Source organism: Nocardia sp. NPDC058519 (assembly GCF_042719755.1).
Taxonomy (GTDB): domain Bacteria; phylum Actinomycetota; class Actinomycetes; order Mycobacteriales; family Mycobacteriaceae; genus Nocardia.
The window spans coordinates 20,001-42,605 of the sequence record NZ_JBHXNK010000021.1; the positions used below are offsets into that span (position 1 = coordinate 20,001).

Annotated in this window: 28 protein-coding genes; 19 read left to right on the forward strand and 9 right to left on the reverse strand. The window is 66.8% G+C overall.

Annotated elements, in window-relative coordinates:
- The first annotated feature begins 28 nt into the window (after positions 1-28).
- The 14 genes from ACFWPK_RS22420 to ACFWPK_RS22485 are packed head-to-tail and all read left to right on the forward strand — an operon-like array spanning position 29 to position 13,912.
- Positions 29-5,548, forward strand: a complete 5,520-nt coding sequence (locus ACFWPK_RS22420; RefSeq protein ID WP_378918707.1) for a hypothetical protein — start codon at positions 29-31, stop codon at positions 5,546-5,548.
- Positions 5,545-6,462, forward strand: coding sequence for a hypothetical protein (locus tag ACFWPK_RS22425; protein ID WP_378918708.1), 918 nt, complete (start codon positions 5,545-5,547; stop codon positions 6,460-6,462). The genes ACFWPK_RS22420 and ACFWPK_RS22425 overlap by 4 nt, the downstream gene beginning before the upstream one ends.
- Positions 6,462-8,153, forward strand: coding sequence for a hypothetical protein (locus ACFWPK_RS22430; RefSeq protein WP_378918709.1), 1,692 nt, complete (start codon positions 6,462-6,464; stop codon positions 8,151-8,153). Before ACFWPK_RS22425 ends, ACFWPK_RS22430 begins: the two co-directional genes overlap by 1 nt.
- A 16-nt stretch (positions 8,154-8,169) precedes the next feature.
- Positions 8,170-8,673, forward strand: coding sequence for a hypothetical protein (locus ACFWPK_RS22435; protein ID WP_378918711.1), 504 nt, complete (start codon positions 8,170-8,172; stop codon positions 8,671-8,673).
- Entirely contained in the window at positions 8,670-9,563 is an 894-nt protein-coding gene (locus tag ACFWPK_RS22440) for an N-acetylmuramoyl-L-alanine amidase (RefSeq protein ID WP_378918713.1), read from the forward strand. Before ACFWPK_RS22435 ends, ACFWPK_RS22440 begins: the two co-directional genes overlap by 4 nt.
- A complete protein-coding gene (locus ACFWPK_RS22445) occupies positions 9,563-10,030 on the forward strand; it encodes a hypothetical protein (protein ID WP_378918714.1) in 468 nt (155 codons plus the stop codon). The genes ACFWPK_RS22440 and ACFWPK_RS22445 overlap by 1 nt, the downstream gene beginning before the upstream one ends.
- A complete protein-coding gene (locus ACFWPK_RS22450) occupies positions 10,027-10,353 on the forward strand; it encodes a hypothetical protein (RefSeq protein ID WP_378918716.1) in 327 nt (108 codons plus the stop codon). Before ACFWPK_RS22445 ends, ACFWPK_RS22450 begins: the two co-directional genes overlap by 4 nt.
- A complete protein-coding gene (locus ACFWPK_RS22455) occupies positions 10,350-10,622 on the forward strand; it encodes a hypothetical protein (RefSeq protein ID WP_378918718.1) in 273 nt (90 codons plus the stop codon). Before ACFWPK_RS22450 ends, ACFWPK_RS22455 begins: the two co-directional genes overlap by 4 nt.
- On the forward strand, positions 10,619-11,374 hold the full coding sequence (locus tag ACFWPK_RS22460; RefSeq protein WP_378918720.1) for a hypothetical protein: 756 nt from the start codon (positions 10,619-10,621) through the stop codon (positions 11,372-11,374). Before ACFWPK_RS22455 ends, ACFWPK_RS22460 begins: the two co-directional genes overlap by 4 nt.
- On the forward strand, positions 11,371-12,495 hold the full coding sequence (locus ACFWPK_RS22465) for a hypothetical protein (protein WP_378918722.1): 1,125 nt from the start codon (positions 11,371-11,373) through the stop codon (positions 12,493-12,495). The genes ACFWPK_RS22460 and ACFWPK_RS22465 overlap by 4 nt, the downstream gene beginning before the upstream one ends.
- Complete coding sequence (locus ACFWPK_RS22470; RefSeq protein ID WP_378918724.1) at positions 12,495-13,094, forward strand: glycine-rich domain-containing protein; 600 nt, start codon at positions 12,495-12,497, stop codon at positions 13,092-13,094. Before ACFWPK_RS22465 ends, ACFWPK_RS22470 begins: the two co-directional genes overlap by 1 nt.
- Positions 13,095-13,097: 3 nt before the next feature.
- A complete protein-coding gene (locus ACFWPK_RS22475) occupies positions 13,098-13,415 on the forward strand; it encodes a hypothetical protein (protein WP_378918727.1) in 318 nt (105 codons plus the stop codon).
- On the forward strand, positions 13,415-13,717 hold the full coding sequence (locus ACFWPK_RS22480) for a hypothetical protein (protein WP_378918729.1): 303 nt from the start codon (positions 13,415-13,417) through the stop codon (positions 13,715-13,717). Before ACFWPK_RS22475 ends, ACFWPK_RS22480 begins: the two co-directional genes overlap by 1 nt.
- 3 nt (positions 13,718-13,720) lie before the next feature.
- On the forward strand, positions 13,721-13,912 hold the full coding sequence (locus ACFWPK_RS22485; RefSeq protein WP_378918731.1) for a hypothetical protein: 192 nt from the start codon (positions 13,721-13,723) through the stop codon (positions 13,910-13,912).
- Here ACFWPK_RS22485 and ACFWPK_RS22490 read toward each other — a convergent pair.
- Positions 13,900-14,688, reverse strand: coding sequence for a hypothetical protein (locus ACFWPK_RS22490; RefSeq protein ID WP_378918733.1), 789 nt, complete (start codon positions 14,686-14,688; stop codon positions 13,900-13,902). The two genes, ACFWPK_RS22485 and ACFWPK_RS22490, sit on opposite strands and share 13 nt — an antisense overlap.
- 86 nt (positions 14,689-14,774) lie before the next feature.
- Between ACFWPK_RS22490 and ACFWPK_RS22495 the strand changes: the two genes are divergently transcribed.
- The 4 genes from ACFWPK_RS22495 to ACFWPK_RS22510 are packed head-to-tail and all read left to right on the forward strand — an operon-like array spanning position 14,775 to position 17,063.
- The gene (locus tag ACFWPK_RS22495) at positions 14,775-15,164 is read left to right on the forward strand and encodes a hypothetical protein (RefSeq protein WP_378918735.1); all 390 of its coding nucleotides are present in this window, start codon (positions 14,775-14,777) and stop codon (positions 15,162-15,164) included.
- A gap of 4 nt (positions 15,165-15,168) precedes the next feature.
- On the forward strand, positions 15,169-15,627 hold the full coding sequence (locus ACFWPK_RS22500; protein WP_378918737.1) for a hypothetical protein: 459 nt from the start codon (positions 15,169-15,171) through the stop codon (positions 15,625-15,627).
- An 11-nt stretch (positions 15,628-15,638) separates the two neighbouring features.
- Entirely contained in the window at positions 15,639-16,190 is a 552-nt protein-coding gene (locus ACFWPK_RS22505) for a hypothetical protein (protein WP_378918738.1), read from the forward strand.
- Positions 16,191-16,244: 54 nt separating this feature from the next.
- Positions 16,245-17,063 (forward strand): hypothetical protein, encoded by an 819-nt coding sequence (locus ACFWPK_RS22510; protein ID WP_378918739.1) that lies wholly within the window; start codon positions 16,245-16,247, stop codon positions 17,061-17,063.
- Between the two features lie 19 nt (positions 17,064-17,082).
- Here ACFWPK_RS22510 and ACFWPK_RS22515 read toward each other — a convergent pair whose 3' ends face one another.
- The 5 genes from ACFWPK_RS22515 to ACFWPK_RS22535 all read right to left on the reverse strand — a co-directional run bounded on the left by ACFWPK_RS22515 (position 17,083) and on the right by ACFWPK_RS22535 (position 18,719).
- Complete coding sequence (locus tag ACFWPK_RS22515) at positions 17,083-17,520, reverse strand: hypothetical protein (RefSeq protein WP_378918741.1); 438 nt, start codon at positions 17,518-17,520, stop codon at positions 17,083-17,085.
- Between the two features lie 143 nt (positions 17,521-17,663).
- A complete protein-coding gene (locus ACFWPK_RS22520) occupies positions 17,664-17,822 on the reverse strand; it encodes a hypothetical protein (RefSeq protein WP_378918743.1) in 159 nt (52 codons plus the stop codon).
- Positions 17,823-17,863: 41 nt separating this feature from the next.
- Positions 17,864-18,295, reverse strand: coding sequence for a hypothetical protein (locus ACFWPK_RS22525; RefSeq protein ID WP_378918745.1), 432 nt, complete (start codon positions 18,293-18,295; stop codon positions 17,864-17,866).
- Positions 18,292-18,540, reverse strand: coding sequence for a hypothetical protein (locus ACFWPK_RS22530; RefSeq protein WP_378918747.1), 249 nt, complete (start codon positions 18,538-18,540; stop codon positions 18,292-18,294). Before ACFWPK_RS22530 ends, ACFWPK_RS22525 begins: the two co-directional genes overlap by 4 nt.
- Positions 18,537-18,719 (reverse strand): hypothetical protein, encoded by a 183-nt coding sequence (locus ACFWPK_RS22535; protein ID WP_378918748.1) that lies wholly within the window; start codon positions 18,717-18,719, stop codon positions 18,537-18,539. Before ACFWPK_RS22535 ends, ACFWPK_RS22530 begins: the two co-directional genes overlap by 4 nt.
- Positions 18,720-18,833: 114 nt before the next feature.
- Between ACFWPK_RS22535 and ACFWPK_RS22540 the strand changes: the two genes are divergently transcribed.
- The gene (locus tag ACFWPK_RS22540) at positions 18,834-20,000 is read left to right on the forward strand and encodes a helix-turn-helix domain-containing protein (RefSeq protein WP_378918750.1); all 1,167 of its coding nucleotides are present in this window, start codon (positions 18,834-18,836) and stop codon (positions 19,998-20,000) included.
- Here the strand turns inward: ACFWPK_RS22540 and ACFWPK_RS22545 are convergent.
- Genes ACFWPK_RS22545 through ACFWPK_RS22555 form a run of 3 tightly spaced genes read right to left on the reverse strand, consistent with a single transcriptional unit; the run spans position 19,997 to position 22,451 of the window.
- Complete coding sequence (locus ACFWPK_RS22545; protein ID WP_378918752.1) at positions 19,997-20,275, reverse strand: hypothetical protein; 279 nt, start codon at positions 20,273-20,275, stop codon at positions 19,997-19,999. The genes ACFWPK_RS22540 and ACFWPK_RS22545 overlap by 4 nt on opposite strands.
- Before the next feature lie 16 nt (positions 20,276-20,291).
- Positions 20,292-20,594 carry a hypothetical protein gene (locus ACFWPK_RS22550; protein WP_378918754.1) on the reverse strand — a complete coding sequence of 101 codons (303 nt, stop codon included), beginning with the start codon at positions 20,592-20,594 and terminating at the stop codon, positions 20,292-20,294.
- 36 nt (positions 20,595-20,630) lie between these two features.
- Positions 20,631-22,451 (reverse strand): FtsK/SpoIIIE domain-containing protein, encoded by a 1,821-nt coding sequence (locus ACFWPK_RS22555; protein WP_378918756.1) that lies wholly within the window; start codon positions 22,449-22,451, stop codon positions 20,631-20,633.
- Positions 22,452-22,605: the final 154 nt, after the last annotated feature.

Sequence of the window (22,605 nt, forward strand, 5' to 3'; positions counted from 1 at the left end):
GTACGACGCTGGAACCGGAGCGATCCGGATGAGGCCCTCTTTCGAGGGCTTCAAGATCGAGGCCGAGAACAAGCTCAAGGTGATGAGCTTGAATGTCGGTGTTCAGGTGGATGCCGAAACGGCAACCGCCTACGCCGATATCGAGGCGATGCGGGAGTTCGCGAGTCGCGCGATCTCCACCCGTCTCGACGCGGACACCGGTTCGGCGACCGCTCAGATCGCCGCGGTGCGGGAGCTGGGTGGTCGTGCGATCTCCACCCGTCTCGACGCGGATACCTCGACGGCTATGGCTCAGATCGCCGCGGTGCGGGCGCTCGCTGGTGGCGCGATCTCCACCCGGGTCGGGATCGACGGTTCGCGTGCGATGGGGCAGAGCCGTGGCCTGGTTCGCAGTCTCACGCGCGTGCTGGCGATACCGGCCGCCACGGTCACGATCCTGGGCGCGCCAGGTGCGATCGCCAACCTGCTCGCGGTGGCCGGCGCCGCAGCCAAGGCGACCCACGCCCTGGCGCTGCTTCCGGCTGCGGGCTTCGGTGTCCTTGCCGGTGCTGCCTCGCTGATCACCGGATTCTCGGGTATCCCAGCGACTTTCAAGGCGATGTCGGAGGAAACGAAGAACGCCGCCGAGAACGCTGGTGACGTCGCCGACAAACTCAATGCCGTCGAGAACGCCCAGGTCGACGTCGCCGATTCCAACCGTGCGGCCGCGAGCGCACAGAAGGACCTCAACAACAGCTACAAGGACGCGGCCCGCGAGCTCCGCGACATGAACGGCGAGCTCGACGATCAGAAGCTCTCGGTTGAGGACGCGGCGCTCGGAGTCCAAGAGGCTGCCCAGCGGATGCAGCAGGTGCGGGCAGATCCCTCGGCGGACAGCACTGCGCGCGCCCGCGCGGACTTGTCGTACCGGCAGGCGGTGGCCCGGCTCAAGGAGCAGCAGCAGAAGACCGCCGATCTGCAGGCCGATACCGCCGCGGCGAACGCGGCTGGGATCGATGGGTCCGACCGTGTCACCGAGGCCCGCGAGCGGGTCGTCGACGCGGTCGAGGCCCAGCGCCGTGCGCACCAGTCGCTGGCCAGGGCTGAGCGTGAGCAGTCGGTGGGCAGCTCCTCGCAGAGCGCGCTGGACAAGGCGATGGCCAAGCTCAGCCCGAACGCGAAGGAGCTCGTCACCGATATTCGTGCTCTGGGTCCGGCGTGGACCGAGGCACGCAAGGCATCGCAAGACGCACTCACCGACGGTATGGGTGAAGCGGTCACCAACCTCGCGAAGGTTCAGCTGCCTGGTCTGCGTGACGGCATGGTCAGCATCAACTCGGCACTCAATTCCGGTCTGCGCGCGTCGATTGCGTCGCTGTCGTCGGAGACCAACAAGGCCGACTTCTCGAAGAGCCTGACCAACGTCGCGACCGGCTTCCGCAACGCTGCGCGCGGCGCGGGCCCGCTCACCGACGCGCTGACCAAGCTCATCACGATCGGCACCGACTTCCTGCCGCGTGCGGGGGAGAACTTCGCGCGGTTCGCGAACGACTTCAACCGAAAGATCCAGCTCAGTGCGGCAGACGGCTCGCTGCGGGAGTGGATTCAGGACGGTATCGACGCCGCGAAGACGTTCTTCGGGATCCTTCGTGACGTCGGGTCGATGACCGCCAGCATTTTCCGCGCCGCCGACGCCGGCGACACGTCGAAGAATCTGCGCCTCATCACCGCCGATTTTGCGGCATTCCTGAAATCGACTCAGGGCCAGTCGAAGATGACAGCGTTCTTCGGCGAAGCCAGGGAAGACCTCGCGCAGCTGCAGCCATTGCTCGCAGCGCTGCCTGGCATTCTGTCTGCCGTCGTCGATGGCTTCCAGACCTGGGCAGCGATCATGGCGCCGTTCCTGCACGTGGCCGCGGAGCTCCTCAACGCCCACCCCGGACTGGTGACCGCGGCCGTCGCCGCCTACCTAGGATTCCGCACCCTCGGGCCGATCTTCGGCGGAATCCGCACCCAGATCACCGACACCAACAGCGCGCTCAACCGCACGCAGGCCGCAGCAGCTACCGCCACGAGCAGCATCGGCGCCGTGGCTTCTGCTACGGGAGGCGTCGCGGCGACTGCGAACAACGGCCACGTCGCGCTCGGCCGGTTCGGGTCGTCGGTACAGCAGCTCGGCAACCATGTGCCTGCGGTCGCGAGCATGCAGCGCGCGTTCCTCGACTCTGCCACAGCGGCAAATCGTTTCGGACGCACCGCTGGCACCGCTGCTGCTGCCGCGAGCGGTTTGCGGTCGGCAGCGAGCGGCGCAGCGAGCGCCGGGCGTGGCCTGGTGAGCGCGCTCGGTGGACCGTGGGTCGTCGCGATCATGGCAGTCGCGGCCGCGGCCTACCAGCTCAACAGCGAGTCCAAGGCTGCCGAGCAACACGCAAAGTCGCTGCGCGCGACCATGGTCGAAATCAGTTCTGCCCGCAGCGATCTGGTCGACATCTTCGCTTCCACCGGTGGCGAGTTTGACTCGTCGGCGCTTTCGAACGTCACCGGCCAGGTCCAGACCATGAAGAAGTCCCTCGAGGAGGCCGCGAATGCCCGCTCGGGGTTCCTGGAACGTGGTTGGGAGGCGCCGTGGTCGAACGAGACCGCTAACAAGGACTTCCAAGCGGACCGCTGGGCTGGTGCGAAGAAGATCATCGACGACCTCAAGCTGTCGGACAAGCAGCTCGCCGAGCAGCTCGGCAACAACGGGGCGTTCGCTGACCTGTCGGCGAAGCTCCAGGGGATGGGTCAGGACGGCCGCTACGCCCTGACCCAGATGAACGAGCTGCGCCAGGGCATCCTCGACGCGCGCCGGATCGCACAGGACACCACACCTGGGTTCTTCACGCTGTCCGAGTCCGTGAAGACGCTGGCGAACACGTCGTCGACCGCTGGCGACAAGGTATCCGCGCTCAAGACCGCCCTCGATGTTCTGTCGGGCAAGTCCGTGTCCGCACAGGATGCGCTGGCCCGCTACAACGAGCAGGTCCGCACGACCCAGGAGCTCGCGGACAACTGGGATCCGGAGAAGGGTGTCGGCGCCCAGCTGGTCAAGGGCGACGAAATCGACACGACCACCGCCAACGGCAAGAAGCTCTACGACGCGCTCAAGGCGATCCGCGACTCCACCGCCGAGGCTGCGGTCGCGGGCAACGACCTCGACCCGATCCTCGCCAAGAACAAGGTGCAGTTCGATGCGCTCGCCGCGGCGACCGGGTTGGACAGGGTCCAGATCGATGCGCTCGCAGCGAGTATCGGCTACCTGCCTGACGAGATTCGTATCCTGACGAAACTCGACGGCGCTACCGACGTGAACCAGCAGCTCGTCGTGATCGCCGAGCAACTCAAGAGGAACAAGGACGGGATCACGATCCCGACCAAGGCGCTGACAGCGGAGGCTCGCGCCGACCTCGACAAGCTCGGCGTGAAGGTCACCGAGGTAGTCGGCAAGCCGGACGAGATCCGGATCACCGCCCCGAATGAGGCGGCGATGGCCAGCCTGCAGGCGCTGATCGACAAGAAGCTGCCCGACAAGACCCAGACCGTGCTGGTCGCGTTCGATGAGAAGCAGCTCAATGTCGCTGCGCGCCAAGCGCTGAACCCCGGGTCAGGGAACTACACCACCATCACCGGCGGACACGTCGGCGGCCGCGCCACTGGCGGCCGCGTGCCCTCGACCGGCCCCGGCTCGGAAACTCGCGACGGCTTCCTCGCCGTGAACGGATCCGGCGCTCCCCTCGTGCGGGTCGACGGTGGCGAGTGGGTCATCAACCGCAACTCGTCGAAGCAGTACGACAAGGAACTGGCGCAGATCAACGCCGGCACTTTCCAGTCGCTGCCGGGGCACCAGGAAGGCGGTGTGATCGGGGAGAACACCAACACGACGACGACCAACCGGGTCAACGAGCTGGTCTCCTACGCGCGGTCGCTCAACGGGCGCGCCTACGACTTCGGTACCTACGACGACTGCTCCGGCCACATCTCGCGCCTGTCGAACGTCGCGGTCGGGCGTGAGCCACAGTCCGGACGCATGTCGACCGCCAGCGAGGGTGAGTTCCTCGAGGCACTCGGTTTCAAGTCCGGAATCGGTGCCAGCGCTGGCGCTTTCCGGGTCGGCTGGGTCGACGACCCGGGTATGGCGGGCGGCGGGCACACCGCGGGCACCCTGCCCAACGGTGTCAACGTCGAAGCAGGTGGCGCCAGCCAAAAGGTGATGTACGGCGGCCTCGCCGTCGGCGCCGGTGATCCCATGTTCCGGGATCACGCCTACCTGCAGATGACCAGCGGCGGCAGCAATTCCACCGGCGCGAGTGCTGCGACGACGAACACCGAGACCAGCACGGTGACGAATCCCCAGGCGCCCGCGGTGGGCAGGGCGTCGGACACCGAGCTGACGGCCGAGGAGAACCGTTCGGCTGTCGACGTCGCCAACTCACAGCGGAATGCGGTCTACGCGAACCCGGCCTCGACCGATGCGGACAAGAAGGCTGCCGACCGGGCGCTGCAGAAGGCGCAAAACACCCTCGAAGCTGGCAACAAATCCGAGGACGACTCGTCGTTGTCGCTCAAGGGGATCTTCTCGAAGGCGGGCGGCTACTTCGCCGACGCGATCCTGTCCGGCCTCGGCCTGGAGAACTCGATCCTGTCCGAGAACAACGTCTACAACAAGGCAGCGAACAGCCTCTACGACCAGTTCAACACCAACGACAACACCCTGGGCGGCGGGTACTCCTACACCCCGCAGAACCTGCCTACGGTCGTCACCTCGACGACCACGCAATCGGATGCGCCAGTGACGGATCCGTCGTTGTCGACCACCGTGCCCGGCGCCGGTCCAGTCACCACCGGTGAGAACGCCACTACGGCAAGCAACTTCCCGGCTGCCGTCGAGCGGTGGCGGGGCGCCTTCTCGTCGATCCTGTCGCGGCTCGGCAAGCCGTCGACGTGGCTGGAGCCCGGTCTCACGCAGATGGACTTCGAGTCCGACGGCAACGAGAAGGCGGTCAACGAGAACGACACCGACGGCAACGGTGGCAAGCAGGTCGTCAAGGGCCTCATGCAGATGCTCGACACCACCTACAACGAGAACCGCAGCCCGCTCTACGGCGGCGGGATCTGGAACGGCGAGTCGAACATCGCCTCATCAGTGCAATACACCGCCAAGCGGTACGGCGATGCCACCGAGGTCTGGGGCAAGGGCCACGGCTACGCCGATGGCGGCCGTATCAAGGGGACCGGCGGTAAACGCTCCGACGGCATCCCGATCTGGGCCAGCCCGGACGAATTCATGGTCAACGCCTACGAGTCCGTCAGGAATGGCGATGCGCTCGAGGCCATCAATGCCGGGAGGTGGTCGCCTGTGTCGATCGATCCGAGCTCGTTCGCTCCCCGCGGTGACAGCGCTGGCGGTGGCACGCAGTTCATCACCAACGTGAACGAGCCGCGCGTCGCCGACGTCCGTGATCTCGCGGACCTGGTCGAACGGCAGAACCATGTGAAGGCGATGGGCCAGTTCGCGGCGGTGGGTCGATGAGCGACCATCTCGCACTGCGCCTGATCGGCAAGTCCGGTCGGGTATGGAACATCTCGGGCCCGCAGGGCGGTGTCGAAGGCGCCGAGCTGATGCCGAAGCCGAAGGCCTTCTACGACTCCCCGGTCATCACCTACTGGATCAAATCCGGTGGGGCACTGGAGAAGTACCAGGGGTTTTCGTACAAGCGGCGTGACCCGCTGTTCGGTCTGGTCATCTCCGGCGACGACCCGGCCGACGATGTCCGGATCCACGACCAGGTCCGCATGGACCTCGGCGATCCGGACGACACTTTCATGCTCGAGGCCGAGACCGCCGAGTGGGGTGTGCGGCGCCTGACCATGCGCCTGCTCGAAGACCCGAAGGCATTCGAGACCGGCGAGTGGGAGGGCCGCGACCCGTTCAACCTCCCGGCGAACACCTTGATGATCAGCGCCGCCGCCGAGCAACCTCACTGGGCGGGCGACCCGGAAACGTTCTCCTGGACGTTGGAGAGCGGGAGCTCGGGCACCACAACCGAATTCGTTCACCCCGGCAACCCTGGCGACGTGGCCGTGCACCCGCGCTGGACGCTGAACGCCCCCGGCACCTGGGACATCCCCGACCCATCACTCGGGCAGGAAATCGACTTCCAGCGTGCACCCGGACAAGACACCGATCGTCGCTACCCGGTCACCCCGCTGTTCGCTGGCGAAGACGTCGAGATCGACACCAACACCAACAACCCCTACATGATCACCCAAGCGGGCAGCCTCGGCCCGTGGATGCGGTCGGCCGGACGGGAAGCGTTCTACCCGGTCGCGCCGCACACCGACCCATTCACCACCTGGGTATCGGTGACCGGTGCGGTCGCCGGTGTCACCGCGACCATCGAAGTCGACAGGTGGTTCTCGCGGCCGTTCGGAATGAGCATCTGATGCTGAGCCACACCGAGATCCACGAACGCTGCCAGCTGCGCCGCGACCAGATCACCCAGATGCGCCGCGCACGCCCGCGGTCGCGCCTGTGGACCAACCGTGCCGACGATTCACCGGGGTTGGCGTTGATGGGGGAATGCCCGGACAGCATCGCTGGAGACTTTCCATTCAAGCGCAACGAATTCGGCACCAGCGGCACGCTGCGCCTGCGGATGGACCACTGGCTGGCGAAGAGGGTCATCAACATTCCCGATGACCCGAATGCCAAAAAGAACGTGGTCATCACCGTCGACCACTACGGCGGGAAAGTTCGCTGGTCAGGGATCATGAAGTACTTCAAGGCCGTCCGCAAGGGCGGCCTTTGGTATTTGGACATCGTCTTCGTCGACGACCTCCAGTACTTGCAGTTCATGTTGGGCGCACCGAACCCGCTGCTGCCTATCCCGATCTTCCAGTTCCCTCGCGTTTTGCCAATTTTCGGGCCCGCGAAGTGGGCGATTTCGATGATGATCTTGCTCAATCTGATCCGCCTCGAGGGAAACCTCTGGACGCTTCCGGACGATTTGTTCGCGGAGGGCGGAGGACTCTTCGACTGGTCATCCTGGCAAGTCCTGATCAAAGCCAATCCGATCGATCTCGACGACTCGTCGACGTGGACGCTGCTCGCCACCCGCATGACCCGCATGGACCAGGTCATCCAGAACGCGCTCGACGACGCGCAGTTGACGATGCGGTACCGCAGGATCATCACGGACGACGGCGAAACATCCGACGTCCCCGGTGTGCCCGTCGTCGCCAACGGCGCCCTTGTCCTCGAGGTCGCCGACGATTCGGGCTACTTTTCGCCTGATGGCACCGCTACGGGCGGTGGCCTGGCCGGTGGGCTGACTCGCACCGCGCAGCAGTTCGTCGGCGGGTTCGTCGAGTCCGTCGATGTCTTCGTCGAGGACCCGGAAGGCTGGCCGGCGTCCTACTTCGATGCGGACTACCTCGGGCCCGGTGATCCCACCCGAACGTGGATCGTCATCCGCGACAGCAAATACAACGCGATCGAGACGAGTGAGTGGACGTGGGGGGCCGCGACCGCGGTGAGGGCCGTTGTCGGCGGTGACAACCCGCTCGCAGACAGCCTTGCCCGTCTCACGATCGAATCCATCGGCGCTCTGATCGGCTACTTTTTGCTGGCTGGCTTCTCCGGGCTCGGCAGCATCATCGCCGATGTCGTGATGCCGTTCTTGGTCGGCACCATTCTCGCGTGGCTGGAATGGCAACACCACGGCCGCGCGCACGAGCTGGGCTGGGTTCACCTTTTCGAGGTCTACGGCCAGGGTGCCGAGAACAACGCATGGAGCTTGGGTGCTGTGGTCGCGCTGCGCGGTGCGCTGCTCGCCACGAAATCGCAGTCCGCGCACGTTATGTCGCTCGGCTCCGGCGGTCGATTCCTGCCCGGCCTGATGTTCATGCCCGGTCACCGGATCGGTTCCACCTTCGAGCAGGCGACGAGCACGATCCGCGTCGACCAGGTCGAGGAGGTCACCCTCTCCTGGGACTACGAGGCCGGTCAGCCGCACGAATACAAAGCGCAGATCGGACTCGCCCAGGCCGCGATGACCCTCGCCGAGAGACAGAACCGCGCCATCACCTTCGCGCTGGCCACGATCTCCAACATCGGCGTCCACCTCATCAGCTGAATTCGAAAGGGACGCAATGGAAATTGCAGGACTGAGCACGGCGATCACACAAGAGACCGCCAACATGGACGACCCACGCCAGCACATCGCGTGGGCGCTCGGATCTTTCCCCAGCCCGAACCAGGATATGGGCGAGGTCCCCGTCCACCCCGGCGTTCGACCGCTGCTGTCGGAACTGCTGGTCAGCCTCGGGTTTCGCCACGACCCGACCCTCCAGAGGAAGTGGCTGATCCCGGGCGATCACCCCGAAGCGGGCTGGCTCAACGTGCCGAAGGTAGTCGACCGGGTCGAGTACGACGAGTGGAAGACCGCGAATGCCGATCCGGAGGCAGCTGAGAAGTGGCGCGCCACTGCGGAGAAGCTCCTCGGCGAGCTCGATCCGAAGATGGCGCAGCGGATCAGCGAGATGACGCCGGAGGAGCGGGCGGCCGCCGCGGCGGTGCAGCGCGAAACCCTGCCCGCCGCGTTCTCCCGCCTGGCCGAGCTCGCCGAGCAGCATGGCGCCGAGGAGCCGTCGTGACCGCGGCACGGTACTGGCCGCTCGGCGCAGGCCGAATCGTCACCTCATCGTTCGGCAACCGTGCAGGAGAGTTCCACTACGGGCTCGACTTCGGCCGCCCCGGCGGTTCCGCCGGAATGGCTGTCAACGCGGTGCAAGGTGGCTGGATCGACCGGGTCGGCCCGGCAACGGGATTCGGCCGGTGGGTGTGCATCGACCACTCCGAAGCCGACGGCAGCGGATACAGCGTCTACGGCCACATCGTCCCCGAAGTGGACCTGCACCAACGCGTCGAGGCCGGCCAGCGCATCGGGCATATCGACCCGGACCCCTGGACTAACGGCAACGTCGCCCCGCACCTCCACCTGGAGATCCACCGCGCTCTCTGGGCGCCCGCAGATAGCGGTGATCGTCTCGACCCCCTGCCATGGCTCGCGGGCGCCCGCGAACCCGATCAAGAAGGAGGTGCGCCGATGGGTTGGACAGGAGATCCCATCTGGCTAGCCGATGTCCTGCGGGACGAAGGTCTCAACGTCATCGAGCACGACGGCTGGAAAGACCGCGGCCACGGCGACTTCCGCGACATACGCGGAGTGCTCTGCCACCACACCGCTGGTGGCGGGTCGAACGACTGGCGCATCGTCCAGAACGGGCGCCCCGGCCTCGAAGGTCCACTCGCCCAGCTCGTCCTCGAACGCGACGGCACCTTCCGGGTGATCGCCGTCGGTGTCTGTTGGCATGCGGGCCGCGGCTCGTGGCCCGGCTGGCCGACTGACAACGCCAACTACCACGTCATCGGGATCGAGGCCGTCAGCCGCGGCGACGGCAGCGACTGGACCCCGGTGCAGCTCGACGCCTACAAGCGCGGCGCCGCGGCGATCATGCGCAAGCTCGGACGGAGGGCCGCCTGATGGGCGACGTTGTGGCACATCGCGAGTACAGCAGCGAGGGGAAGATCGACCCCGCTGGCATCGACATGGACGCATTCCGTCGGGACGTCCAGAAGATCATCGACAACCCGCCAGGAGGCGTCATCATGTCTGACCAGCAGATCACCGATATTCACAACCAGATCGGCGTGCCGCATGCCGTCCGCCAGGTCTTCCAGAAGACCTACTACAACATCAAGGACGGCAAGTTCTGGAACCGCGCGGGGCTCGCCGACATCTGGAACGAGGTGGTCTGGGACGGCTACATCAATCCGGTCGACCTGCACATCGACAAGAAGGACGACCCCGACCAGCACCCCAATTCACCGAACCAGGCGCGCCGCAGCTCGCTGATCGGCTACGTGCTCGCGACCTACCGCGAGGCGACGCTGGCCCGGCGCAATTCTGACGCCATCCTCAAGCTGCTCACTGAGGGCGGTGCACGATGATCCTCCGCTTGCTGCGCACCGAGCCCGCCGTCCTGCGCGGTCTGCTTGTCGCGATCACCGCGCTCGCCGCGGCGGTGCTCGGCCGCAAGGTCGACACGGAATGGGTCGACACCACGATCGGTATCTACATGCTGGTCGCACCCCTCGCCGCAGGCCTCCTGATCCGGCAGGCCGTTACGCCGGTTCGATCCCAGCGTCCGCCGGGCAGCGCCCTCACTGTGAACGTCGCGCCCGGCTTGTCTCCGGAGCAGGCCGCCGAAGCTGTCGACCGAGTGGTTCGCAGGCGGCACCAGGCTGATCTATACCCGCGGGAGGGCGCGTGAGCCCCGAACACATCGTCGCCTACGGCGGCATCATCGCCGTCATCCTCGGCGCCGTGACGGCCTGGCAGGGCAAGAAGGTGTCCGAGCTGCAAGGCCGCGTCGGCGCGCTCGAAGAAGAGCTGAAGCAATGGAAAGAACTCGGCATCGACGCGATGAAGTACATCCGAAGGTTCTGGGTCTGGTCCGATCGGAGGGATATCGCCCACGAGCGCGGCGAACCAGTCCCTCCGCAGCCTGAGCTTCCGACCAGCCTCAAGGACCAGCTGTGAGGCTCGGCAAGCTCCCCGCGCGTATCAACGCGACCATGCTGAACCTCAGCAGCTACCTCGATCCGGCCTTGCGTCAGCGCATCCCGGCCGATTTCGGCTACGACCACACGATCGCGGACTACCCGATGCTCGGTGCCGACGAGCTCGCGGTAAGCGTGTGGGCGGGCGCTGCACACGAGACGCTGCTGTGGGCGCGCGAAGCAGGTGACGACGTCGAATTCGACGCTGACACGATCGCTTCGGACTACGCGGCCTGCACCGGGTATGACAAGTCGCAGCCGGAAACCGATCGCGGGACCGACCTGCAGGCGGCCGCGTCGTACCGGCGGCGCGCCGGGATCGTCGACACCGCGGGACGCCGCCACCGCATCGGCGCATACGTCTCGATCACGCCTGGCGATCCGGACGAGCTCGCGGCCGCCGCCTACATCTTCGGCGCGGTCGGAGTCGGATGGCGGCTACCCGCTTATGCGGTCGAGGACATCTCGGCAGGCAGACCCTGGGATGTGCGGCACGGGATGCCGCCACTCGCAGGAGGCCACTACACACCGGTCGTCGCTCGCCGCGGCGGCTTTTTTTATGCCATCACCCACGGGCGCGCGCAGGAGTTCACCGAGAGGTTCTATCGGCGCTACTGCGACGAGGCGATTGCGTACCTGCCGCCGGACCTTCTCGGGGCAGGGGCGGCGAACGCACCGGGGCTTGACATCGACCGCCTGGTGCGCGATATGAAAGCGTTCGTGCGCCGATGAGTAGTCCCGGCGGGCCCGGCGGGCTCACACCAGGCGGGTGGGGCGTCACCGGCGGGAACGGGTCGATCCCGTCGAAGCAACACCACACCGAAGCCAATATCACCCAGCAGCTCCAGGACAGCTTCACGTCCGAGCAGTTCGCGGGGCTCGGTGGCGGACTGATCGCGATGATCCTGTCCTTCATCGGCGCTGCGATCGGCGGGGTTCTCGGTGGCTTCGTCAGCATCGTTGACGCGATCTTCGGCACGGTCAACGACGACTATGTCAAGGACCTGCCGATCATCACCGACCACACTCAGCAGCTCGCAGACCTCGAGGACGCCTTCCAGCAGCTCGTCCTGCAAGGAGACGCGCTCGTCTTCACCGACGGCGAGCTCTACACCCCGTCGGAGGGCGTGCTGTCCATCGACGTCATCCTGATCGGCGCAGGTGCGGGCGGGGGTGGCGGGCGCGAGGACGTCCTCGGCACAAACCGTGGCGGCGGGGCCGGCGGGGGTGGCGGCGGAGAAGTACACACATCCATTCCGGCGAATCTCTTACCTCGGACCGGGGGAGTGTTCGATCCCATTCCGATCGGTATCGGGGCTGGCGGTGGCGGCGGGACAGGATCGCAGGCGCCTGGCAATGGCGGCGGGAACACCACATTCAGCACCTTCTTGACCGCTGGAGGCGGCAACGGCGGACAGGGCGGTCAAGGCCAGCCCTCCATCGGCGGGCTCGGCGGTACCGGCATGATCCCCGGCGGCACTGGAGGCATGGGCAGCGGGACCAACGGCTCCACCGGCACCTCCTCCAGCGGTGGGCACTCCAGCTCGGAGTTCGACCTGCACGGCGGTGGCGGTGGCGGTGGCGGCGGAAACGGCTACGCAGCCGTCGCGCGCGCGGGCGGCACCGGGGGAATCTCCCCGGGTGGAAGCGTGAATGAAAACGGTACGGCTCCGGCGTCGGTAATCGCCACCGGTGGCGGTGGTGGTGGCGGCGGATATGAGCACCCCGGCGGCCACGGCGCGGTGCCCGCTGGAGGTGGTGGCGGCGGGGCTGCCGCCCCGCTGGGCTCGGGCTGGACCGCTGGCGGCAACGGCGGCAACGGGATCGCGTTCGTGATCGAACGGTTCACCTAGTGGCCAACGCACTGGCGACGATGCGCGTCTACACCGATGACGCGGTGTGGACGAAGCCGGACAGGCTCCTACGCGTCGATGTCCTGGTCCGCGGTGCGGGCGGCGGCGGTAGCGCCAGCACGGGCGGTGGTGGCGGTGCGGCGGTCCTGCTCGAGCGGATCCGACCCGACGACCTCGACGCCACCGTCAATATCGTCGTCGGCCTCGGCGGGACGAGCGGCGGTGACGGCGGTGCAAGCCAGTTCGGAAGCATCGCAGCCCCCGGCGGTGCGGGAGGCGCCAACGGCGGGATCGGCGGGTTGGTAGCGGGCATGCGCGGCGGCAACGGGGGATCCGCCGGACAGCCCGGACAGGCGGCTACGAGCGGTGTTGTCCGACTGCTCGCTGCGGGAGGCGGCGGCGCCGGGTCCGGATCGACCGGCGGCCTGTCCGGGCTGGTCCCAGCCGGTGGCACCAGCCCGACCTTTTGGCAGTGGTGCCAATCAGGCGGCGGCGGAAACTCCGGCAGCGCTGGAGGTTTCCCCTCCGGGGGTGGCGGCGCGGGGGCCGCGGGCGCACACGGCGCCGTCGTAGTCATCGAGTACACACAGGAGGTCTGACCAGTGAAGACAGCTACCGTCCACATCCCGTCTGTTGACGGATATTTCGGCGTCGCGGCTCGGTGCTTTCAGCTCGACCCGCCCCGAACGATCGACGGACACGCGCACGAGTACGTCACCGTGGTGGTACAGCAGCGGGTCGGGCCACAGGCCGCCGAGGTCAAGGTCTACCCCGCACAAGCCAGCGGCGCGAGCGCGAGTTTGCAGCTCACCCGCCGGGTCGGCTCCTGCACCCTCGACGGCGACCCTGACATCGAGGGCTGCTACTGGATAGCGCTCCAGCTGCTCGGCGGCTACCTCGTCCGCGCCCAGGACGCCTGATGCTGTTCAAGTCGCTGCCCAAGGGGCCAGGGGAGTCGCTCGACTTCAAATTCGATTGGGGCTCAACGGTTCGCGGGCAGCCGCCCTACCTCGAGCCAGGCGAGACCATCGCCGCCTACTCGATCACCGCCGACCCCGGGATCACCGTCACCGAGGACCAGATCGTCGACGCGGGCCGTGCCGTCGTGGTGTGGCTCGCGGGCGGGACCGTCGGCCAGACCTACGAAGTCCTGTGCTCGATCACCACCAATGTCTCCCGCACCGCCGAGCGGACCATGTCGGTCCCCGTCATCAGGAAGTGACCCATGACCGCAGCTTTCGGAATCTCGTTCACCGCGGAAGCCGAAGTGACGCACGCCGTCACCGACGCCAACCGTGCGCTTGTCGACGCCGACCAGGCCGCCATGCGCGCACAGAAGGACCTCGCCGCCAGCCGCGCCGATGCCGCGCACGAGCTCGAGGGTATGCACACCGAGCTGGCCGATCAGGAGGACTGACGACGTCGTTGAACAGGTTCGGTCAGAGCTCGTTCGACACTCCACCCGAGCGCCATTACCCGGTTGTAAAAGACCCCATTCGGCAGGCCAGCTTCGCGGGCCCACTCAGCCATCGTCTGCGTGCGTCCACGGTGCGTCAGGTGCCGATTGTTACCCCGGTTGTTGCCCTGCGTGAGTCCAGTTGCCCAACGGCAATTCTCGGGTGAGTAGTTCCCATCGTTGTCGATTCGATCGATCGTGTGACCTTCGGGCCGCTCGCCCATGTCGGCGATGAAGTTTTCGAAGGTGTCCCATCGTGGATCGATCGTGATGCCGCGGCCTCCGTAGCGCGGGCGATTCTGGCTGACGCGGCGGTGCATCGCCTGCCAGGACTCCCAAGTAGCCGTTTGCGCGTACCCGTGGGTTTCGGCTCGGCGGTTGCCGAGCAGTGATTGGGCAACCAGGCAGCCACACGACTTGGTGTTGCCGCTCAGCAGGTTTCCGGTCGGAACCACGACGTCGCGGCCGCACTCGCATCGGCATTGCCAGTAGCTGACAGTCGTTCCGTATTGCTGCCGCGACGGCGCGGAAGAAATAGCAGTCAGCGCACCGAACACCGTCCCTATCAGGTCCTTTCGGTTGTGTGCAGGCTCGCGCCGCAGGCAACCGCAGGACTTGGTGTTGCCGTACCGGAGATTTCCCGTGGTCGCTTCGAGCTCGACTCCGCAGTCGCACCGACAGCGCCAGTACCGCTGCGTCTTTCCGCTGCTACGTGTTCGCGACTCGGCTGCGGACACGACCGTCAACCTCTCAAATCTCTGGCCAGTCAGATCCGTCCCTTTTCTTCCCACATTGCAAGTTTATATGAAGAAGGAGCATTGTCATGAGCGTCGGCTTGCACACGACCAACTTGGCGAATCGCATTCTCGACCACCTGCGCGGTGGCACCGCCTGGACTCAGCCGGGCGGGATCTACGTCAAGCTCCACATCGGCGATCCCGGCAGCGCGGCCACCGCGAACCCCTCCACGGTGACGACCAGGATCGCCGCGACCTTCGCTGCCGCTGCGTCTGGTGCCATCGCGCTCACCGGCACCAACCCCGCGTTTTCGATGACGGCTACGGAGACGATCAGCCACATCAGCGTGTGGGATGCGAGCTCCGGCGGCAACGTGCTGTGGACCGCGCAGCTCGCCAGCGCGAAGTCCGTCGTCAACGGCGATACCCTCACGCTGACCTCGCTCGGCTTCTCGCTCGCGCCGTTGGCTGCGTGAGCTGATGGCCGGTCCGATCCGGGGCGGCTGCTACCTCGCATCGACAGCCGCTGCCGTGGCGGGCAGCGGCCAGCCCGCCAAGAAGGTGCCGCTCGACACTCTTCACACCGGCTTTCCGTACACGCTGGCGCTTTCGAGCAACAGCCTGGTTGTGCGCGGGACTGGGCCCATCGTGATCGCAGCGCAGTGCAGCATGCCGTCGGGCGCGACCTGCACAGCACAGCTGCGGATCAATGGCAACACCGTGGCCACCGGGGGCACGGCGCTCGCCAGCAGCGTCGGATTCGTCTATCTCGGCGCCCGCGACGGGGACTTGCTGACCCTGTGGGAGACGGACAACGGAAACGGTGTCGTCCACAAGGTCGCGTCCGGTCCGACGGTCACCTTCATCACCTACGAGGTGTATGGGCCCGGGAGCCGCGGATCGACCACGCCAGCCATACAGCGTGCCTCGCTGTACTGAGAGGAGATCACATGCCTGCCAAGATATTTCGCGCCTACAACGGCGCATCCGGGTCGCTGGCCGCTACCTCGGTCATGTCGACACAGTCGACGAGTTCCTCGGCGAACCTCACCCGCACCATGCTCCAGATCGCGCCGAGCTCAACCGCGCCGAGTATCCGCGTGATCGGCTGGGGGTACGCGTTCGCGGCACCACCAGCAGCGAACGTGGTGATGGACCTGGTCGACTCTGGTGCCATCTTCGCGTCCAGCTTGACCGCGCACGTGGCCGCCGGGATTCAGCGTATGAACGGCCCAGCCGCTGAACAGTCCAGTGTTCAGTTGGGCACGGCGCTCACCGGATACTGCACGACCGCTGCGGGTACTCCGAGCACTGAGGGCACCTACACCGCGAGCACCACCCGTCTTCTGGACAGCCGGTTCGAGAACGGGCTGTCGTTCTACTGGCGATTCGAGCTCGGGCGCGAACCAGAGATCCCGGTAGGCAACTGCCTACGGCTGCGGGCAACTCCGACTTCGGCTGCCGCGCTCGCGTTGCACTGCTGGATCGATTGGGAGGAGTAAGTGCCTCGCCTCGGCCGGGCATGGCCAGTCCTCAACTCCTCCAGCTCAAGCGTCTTGGCACGCGAGCTGACTGACGAGGGCGACCTGGCGATCACCGCAACACTGACCGCCACTGCGGTGCGCGGCGTCGACGTAGCCACGTCCACCGCGGTGACCGCGACGCTGACCGCGGTCGCGCACCGGACCGCCAACGTCAGCGCGACCACTGCGGTCACGGCCAGCCTGCCGACCGACGCATTCGTCGGGCCGACGGTGGAGGCGGACACCGAGGTCGTCGCGACCCTCACCGCGGCGGCCGCGCGCGCAACTGTCGGCGGGGCTAGCACCGCGGTCACAGCCACAACCGATGCGGTGGCCGCGCTGGCGACCGTCCTCGGTGCGGGAACGGATGTCACAGCGACCATCTCGGCGGAAGCAGCGATGTCGCGACCGATGGCCGCGAGCACCGAGGTCACTGCAACGCTCACCGCGGCGGCCGGCATCTTCGTCGCCGCACAGACCACCATGGTCACGGTCGCCCGGTCTGCGTCAGCGGTCCGAACAGCTGCCGGGGTGAAGACCGCCAACGGCGAACTCGCGGTCGTGGCAACCACAACCGCGGGCGCGGTCCGCACGACTCCGGGCGCCGCGCCCACCGTCGTCAATGTAAGCCTCGACGCCGAGGCATCGGTTGCCCTTCACACGGGCGTCCAGCAGCTCGTCGTCCAGGCCGGGCTCACCGCGATCGCCCGGATCCTCGGCGCACCAGACCCGCTCACTCCACCGGAACGAACACTGCAGATCGCCGCGGAGGACAGGGTCCTGGTTGTCGGGCACGAGGACCGTACACAGCAGATTCCGGCTGACCGGCGGGTGCTCGCTCCAGCGCGGTGATCGGAAACTCGACCGATATCTACAGTCCGCCTTCGGAAAGCGCGACTTTGGGTTTGCCGAACGCGGTCAGTGAGTCGTCGTCGCCCGCGGCGAAGGCTTGCTCAAACCACATGCGTGACTTCTCGGTGCCGTGCTGGCCGTTTTCGTTGGCCACCACGTCGACCCAGACTTTGACCAGTAGGCCGTCGAAGGCTGGCGGACCGAAAGCGTCGATGAAGTATCCGGATCCAACAACGTGCGATGCGATGGCGGCTTTCGCCTCGGTTGCCATCTCCGTCTGTCCGGCCGAGGTCTCCCAGTATGCAGTCGAAGCCATGGCAGGCTCTTCGCGAGACTGGCTGTATAGCCACGCACCGCCTATTGCTCCACCGACAACCAGCACAATGGCTACGACGGCTCCGAGCACGGCAAGCGGCCAGCGCGGGGAAGCGGGCACTTCGTTGGAGATGGAGTTCACCAGCTGGTCCTAAGTGGGAGAGGGCGGCCTCGGTCGGCTGCAGGATGATCCTGCACGCTGCATCGGAGTGTGTCCCGCAATCGATACAAAAGCGCCCCGTCGGATTCGTTCCGGCGGGGCGCATTTCGTCGTTCACGTGCGGGTCACTCGTTGCGCTGGTCCATTGCGCGGATGCCGCCCGCCGATCGCGGGGACTTCCAGGTGCCGGGGCCGTAGCTGATCTCCATCGAAGCTTCGGAGCTGTCGCCGTCTGCCTTGCCACCGGCGTTGCCGTCGGGACCAGCAGTCACGAGGATCTGCATGTGATTTCACCTCCTCTCGAATATCGGTCGAGCCGGATGGATCAGGTCAGCGGCGGATCGAATCGACGACCAGCCAAGCCACGCCCAGCAACAGCACGATCACGAGCACCAGCAGAACCACGTCCATGCGGATCTCCTTCGCTTGTCGAACTGGGTGGGTCGAACAGATTGGGGAGGCGGCGGGAGTGTGCCTCCTCGGGCGAGACGATGACGACGTCGGCTGCTGAGATCAGGGACTCGGGGATCTCGCCGCCGAGGTGCTCGACGGACGGCACGACCACTGCCTCGACCTCGTCGCGCGCGATGGTCGACAGCAGCTGCGCAATCGGGTCGGCAGTGTGCTCGCTGAACTCGATGGTCTTGATCGGTCGGTAGCCGAGACGCTCAGCGAGAGTGCGGATCTGGATCTGGTCCCACACCTTCCGCGAGCCGGAGACGTCGGCCCGGATGTAGCCGATGGCGGTCGGCCTCACGCCTGAACCTCCGCACTCGCCACAGCAAGGCCCTTGTCAGTGGGCTGCCATACGGCGCCGCTGGCCTTGTTGCGCTTGCTGACCCAGCGCCCGGCGCGAAGCTGCTCGAGGTACTGCTCGACATGGAGCGTGCTCTGCTTGGCGGCCGAGGCCAGTTCGGGTGCGGTGCAGGGCAGTGCGTCATACCCGCACAGGTTCCGCAGCACCATCAGCTGCACCCTGCTCGGCATATCGGGGGCGCTCATCGGATCGCCATCCACTGACCGCAGCGGTTGGGCACCACGAGCTGCTGCGTGCGCAGCGACTCCACTGCCTGTTCGATCTCGGACCGCGGGCGCTGCAAGATCGCGGCGATGGTCTCGGGGTACAACAGTCGTGAAGGTTGACGCCGTGCGTCGAGCACCTCGGTTTCCAATGTGGTCATGGCGTCCCCTGCCGTCAGCCCCCGGCGAATCGAGGGGTGACTCAGACGTTAAGACCGCATGGCGCTTTGAATGTTCGATGTTTGTTCGGAACGAACACGCGTACCGTGGGGACCATGCACGAGGGTGACACCGTAGGCGCGAACATCAAGCGAATCCGCAACCAACGCGGCATGACCCAGGGTCAGCTCGCCGCCGCCGCTCACGTCGGCAGGGCAACCCTGTCAACGGTGGAGAACGGCCACGCCGCTGCATCGACTGTGTGGATCGGCGCCATCGCCGGAGCGCTCGGCGTCGACGCCGGCGTCCTGTACGGGCAGGACGAACCGGAGCAACTTCTCGACGTCCTACCAGTGTTGCGGCGTGCGTTGGCCGCGACCGATCTTATGGACCCAGACCTGGAACCGCAGCCGATCGAGAAACTCCAAGCCCTCTCGGCGCAGGTCGCACGCTGGCGGAAGGACACCGCTTACCGCAAGGTCGTCGGTGCCCTCCCCGACCTTGTTGACCAGCTGCTGATCGCCGGGAACCATGGGGGCGAGCCCGCCTTCGCGCTGCTGTGCGACGCCTACCGTGCGGCGAACACGGTGGCGCACAAGCTCGGGTACTCCGACTTGTCCCTCACCGCGACGGAACGAATGGAGTGGGCGGCAACTCGGTCCGGTGATCCGCTGCTCCTTGCGACCACGCACTATGTCAAGGCGGCCACCTTGTCGCGCGTTGGTGCGCCGCAGCAGGCGCTCCGGCTACTCAATCGGGCAATGTCCGACATTGAGCCCATCGTTGATGAGGACGCCACAGCCGCCGCCGTCTACAGCATCCTGCACATGCGCGCTGGGACCATCGCCGCAGCGATGGGCGATGCGGACACCTCCCGCTCGCACCTCGCCGAAGCCTCCCAACTCGCAAGGCATTTCGGTCCGGAGCGGATTGTCTACGACACCCCCGTCGGCGCGACGAACATTGCCCTGTACCGAGTGTGCGCGGAGGTCGATCTCGGAGAGCCGGGCAGGGCGCTCGAGGTGGCGAAGGGGACTAGGTTCCCTGACCGGTTTCCAAAGGAACGCATGGGCTACTTCTGGCTGGATACCGCTCGTGCGCACCTCTTGGCGGGCGATGTGGACGAAGCGATTGGTGCGCTGTACGAGTCGCGGCTTGCGGCGCCGGAGCACTTCCGGTCGTCGTCGTCAGCGAAGAACATCATCAAGACCGCTGCGGCGCAGCAGCGACGAGCATCGGAAAGTCTGCGGAGCCTGGCGAACTACGCGGGCGTGCGCGACTAGCGGGCTCGCCGCTCATCGAACACGGTGTGAGCGCAGCGTTCGGTGGGCGGTGGCCACATGATCACCGCGCCGCAGGTTCGGCAGCAGTGGGTGCGGTGGTGGCCGCCGGCGGCGGGGCAGGCGAGGCTGCCGACGAGCACCCGGCCGGGGCCTAGCCGGTGCCCGTTCGGGCAGGCGACGGGTTCGGGCTCGACCCAGTATCCGTGCCGCACCTGGTAGAGGCGGCCGGGCTGGACCTCGGTGCCGTCGCGGAGACGCCACACGATCGAACGCATGTGCGAATCTTAGCGCTCAGTACGGGAGGTTTCCCAGGTACTGATCGAGGTCGACGGCCGGAGGATTCTCGGCGCGGTCGAGCAAGGCGCGCATCCGATCCAGCACTGCGGTCGCGGACTCGCCTGGCGTGTAGCCGAGGTGTGGCATCCGCAGGATTGCCAGCGCACTTTGCACGTCGGCCAGGGTAGGTGGATCTGCCATCTCGGCGACGAGCTGCTGGTGCAGGTGCTCGGCAGTGATCGATGTGTCGGGCTCGATTGCGTCGATCACGGCAGCCATGATGGCTGCCTCCTCCGATGAGATCGGGTCGTCGTCCACGGGTCGAAGTCTAAATGGAACACGCGCCCCAGAGGATCATGAAGGCGTTCCGACGGGCACGAGCCCGGTCTCGTCGCGCACCAAATCACCTGACTCGACCAGGACCTTTACGTGAGTGCTCACGGTGCCTTTGTGCAGTCCGGTGCCGCTTGCGATAGCGGTCACCGACCTGTGCCCACCGCGCACTGCATCGAGCACCTTGTCGCGGTTCGAGGTTGCGGTGGGCACCAGCTTTTCCGTCCGCGTCGGTGACTCGACGACAAGGGTCGGGGCGGGTGCGGCGGTGCCTACCCAGATCGGCCGCGCGGGCAGGTCGATCACGTCCTGCGGCGGTATCGCCCTGGTCCGCACCGGGTGCGGCAACGATGTGGGCCCGGATCGGATGAGCGCGACGCCGGGGATCGGCAGTTCGTGGGCGTTCCAGCCGCGTTCGGTGGCGTCCTCGCCCATGACCACCCGGGACTCGCTGGGGGTGGACAGCGCCAGAGCAACGCGGACGCTGATCTGGGCGCTGATCTGCGGGTCAAGCCCAGCGTTCGCGCCGGAGATGGTCGGTTTCTGGGTCGCCCAGACCAGGATGATCTCCGCCGCGCGGCCCATGCGGGCGATGCTGCGCAGGTTGTCCATGATCACCGCGTCATCCCCGCGTGAGACCGCGAGCAGCTCGGAACCCTCGTCGACCACGACGGTGATCCGCGGGCACCGGGCGCTGATCTTGACGACATCGTCCCCGCGCGGAATCAGGTCCAGGCGTTCCTGCATCTCGGCGACCAGCTCGGCGGTGACGATGGTGATCTCCTCGACCGTGGTGGCCGTGCGGGCGCGATGCTCCCAGCAGCGGGCCTCAACCTTTTTCAGGTCGATGAGCACCAAGCGCTCGTCCGGGTACTCGGACGCCTCGGCCATGAGCGGCCGCAGCGCCCAGGACTTCCCGGAGCCGCTCATCCCAGCGACGAGCTTGCGCCGCCCCTTCGACACGGGGACAGGCTCGCCGGTGACTGTGTCCACGCCCCACGGTGCGCCGGGCGTCCAGCCGGTGAGGTCGATACCGTCGGCGGCGGATCGGGTGCGCAGGGTGATCGTGGCCCGGTCGCCGTGGCTGCCTTCGGAGACCTCGATGCGCAGGTCGGATCGGGCGCCGAGCAGGGCCCGGATCTCGGCGGTGCGGGCCCGCAGTGACGCGGGGGTCCATCTGCCGTCGAGACGCACATGTGACACCAGCCCTGCCGGGGTGAGCGTCGCCCTCCCCGGCAGGGTACCGGCGAGACCGCGCGCCTCGGCGTTCGCCGTCCACCAGGAGGCATCGAGGCGCTTCGCCAGGCGGTGCTCCTCGGCGGTGAGGCCGTCGGGCAGTTCGGTGCTGACGCTGCGGTGGCCGAGCCACAGCACGGCGAGGTGCCCGACCAGGATGGCGGCCGAGATGATGATCGGCCACCGCGCCCACGCGTCCCAGTAGGCAGCAGCCACCGACAAGCAGGTGTGGGCGGCGTGGACCTTGGCGGCGACGCCCCAGATGGTGGGCGGGTAGTTGCGATGGGCGGCGCGCAATGCGAGACGGGTGCTGCGTACCTGCCCGCGGGCGGCGCGATGGGAGGTGCGGGCGGCGCGGCGGGTGGAGGCCAACGGCCACCGGGTCGCAGCATTGGCGTGTTTGCGTTCGGCGCGGGCACGGGTCGCTTTCGCGCGGGCGGCGCGGTGGTTTCGCTGGGCGTCGATCAGCGCGGTGAGGTGGTCGGGGGTGCGCAAATCTTGACGGCGTCGGGCCTCGGCGTCCCACCACCGCGTGATGCCTGCGCAGTGCGGGGTGAGCGTATCCGCGACGCGGCGGGGTCCACTGGTTATGCTCTTGCGGTCCACGGTGTTCTCCTGAGGAATGCGTGGAAAGGCTCCGATACCCCCGGCAAGGGGTGTCGGAGCCGACTTTGTTTCTGGACGGGTTGATGGGGTTGACCTGGGAGGTTGATGGGTTGAGAGGGTCAACCCCGTGTGACCTGCGGGGTTGAGGGGTTGA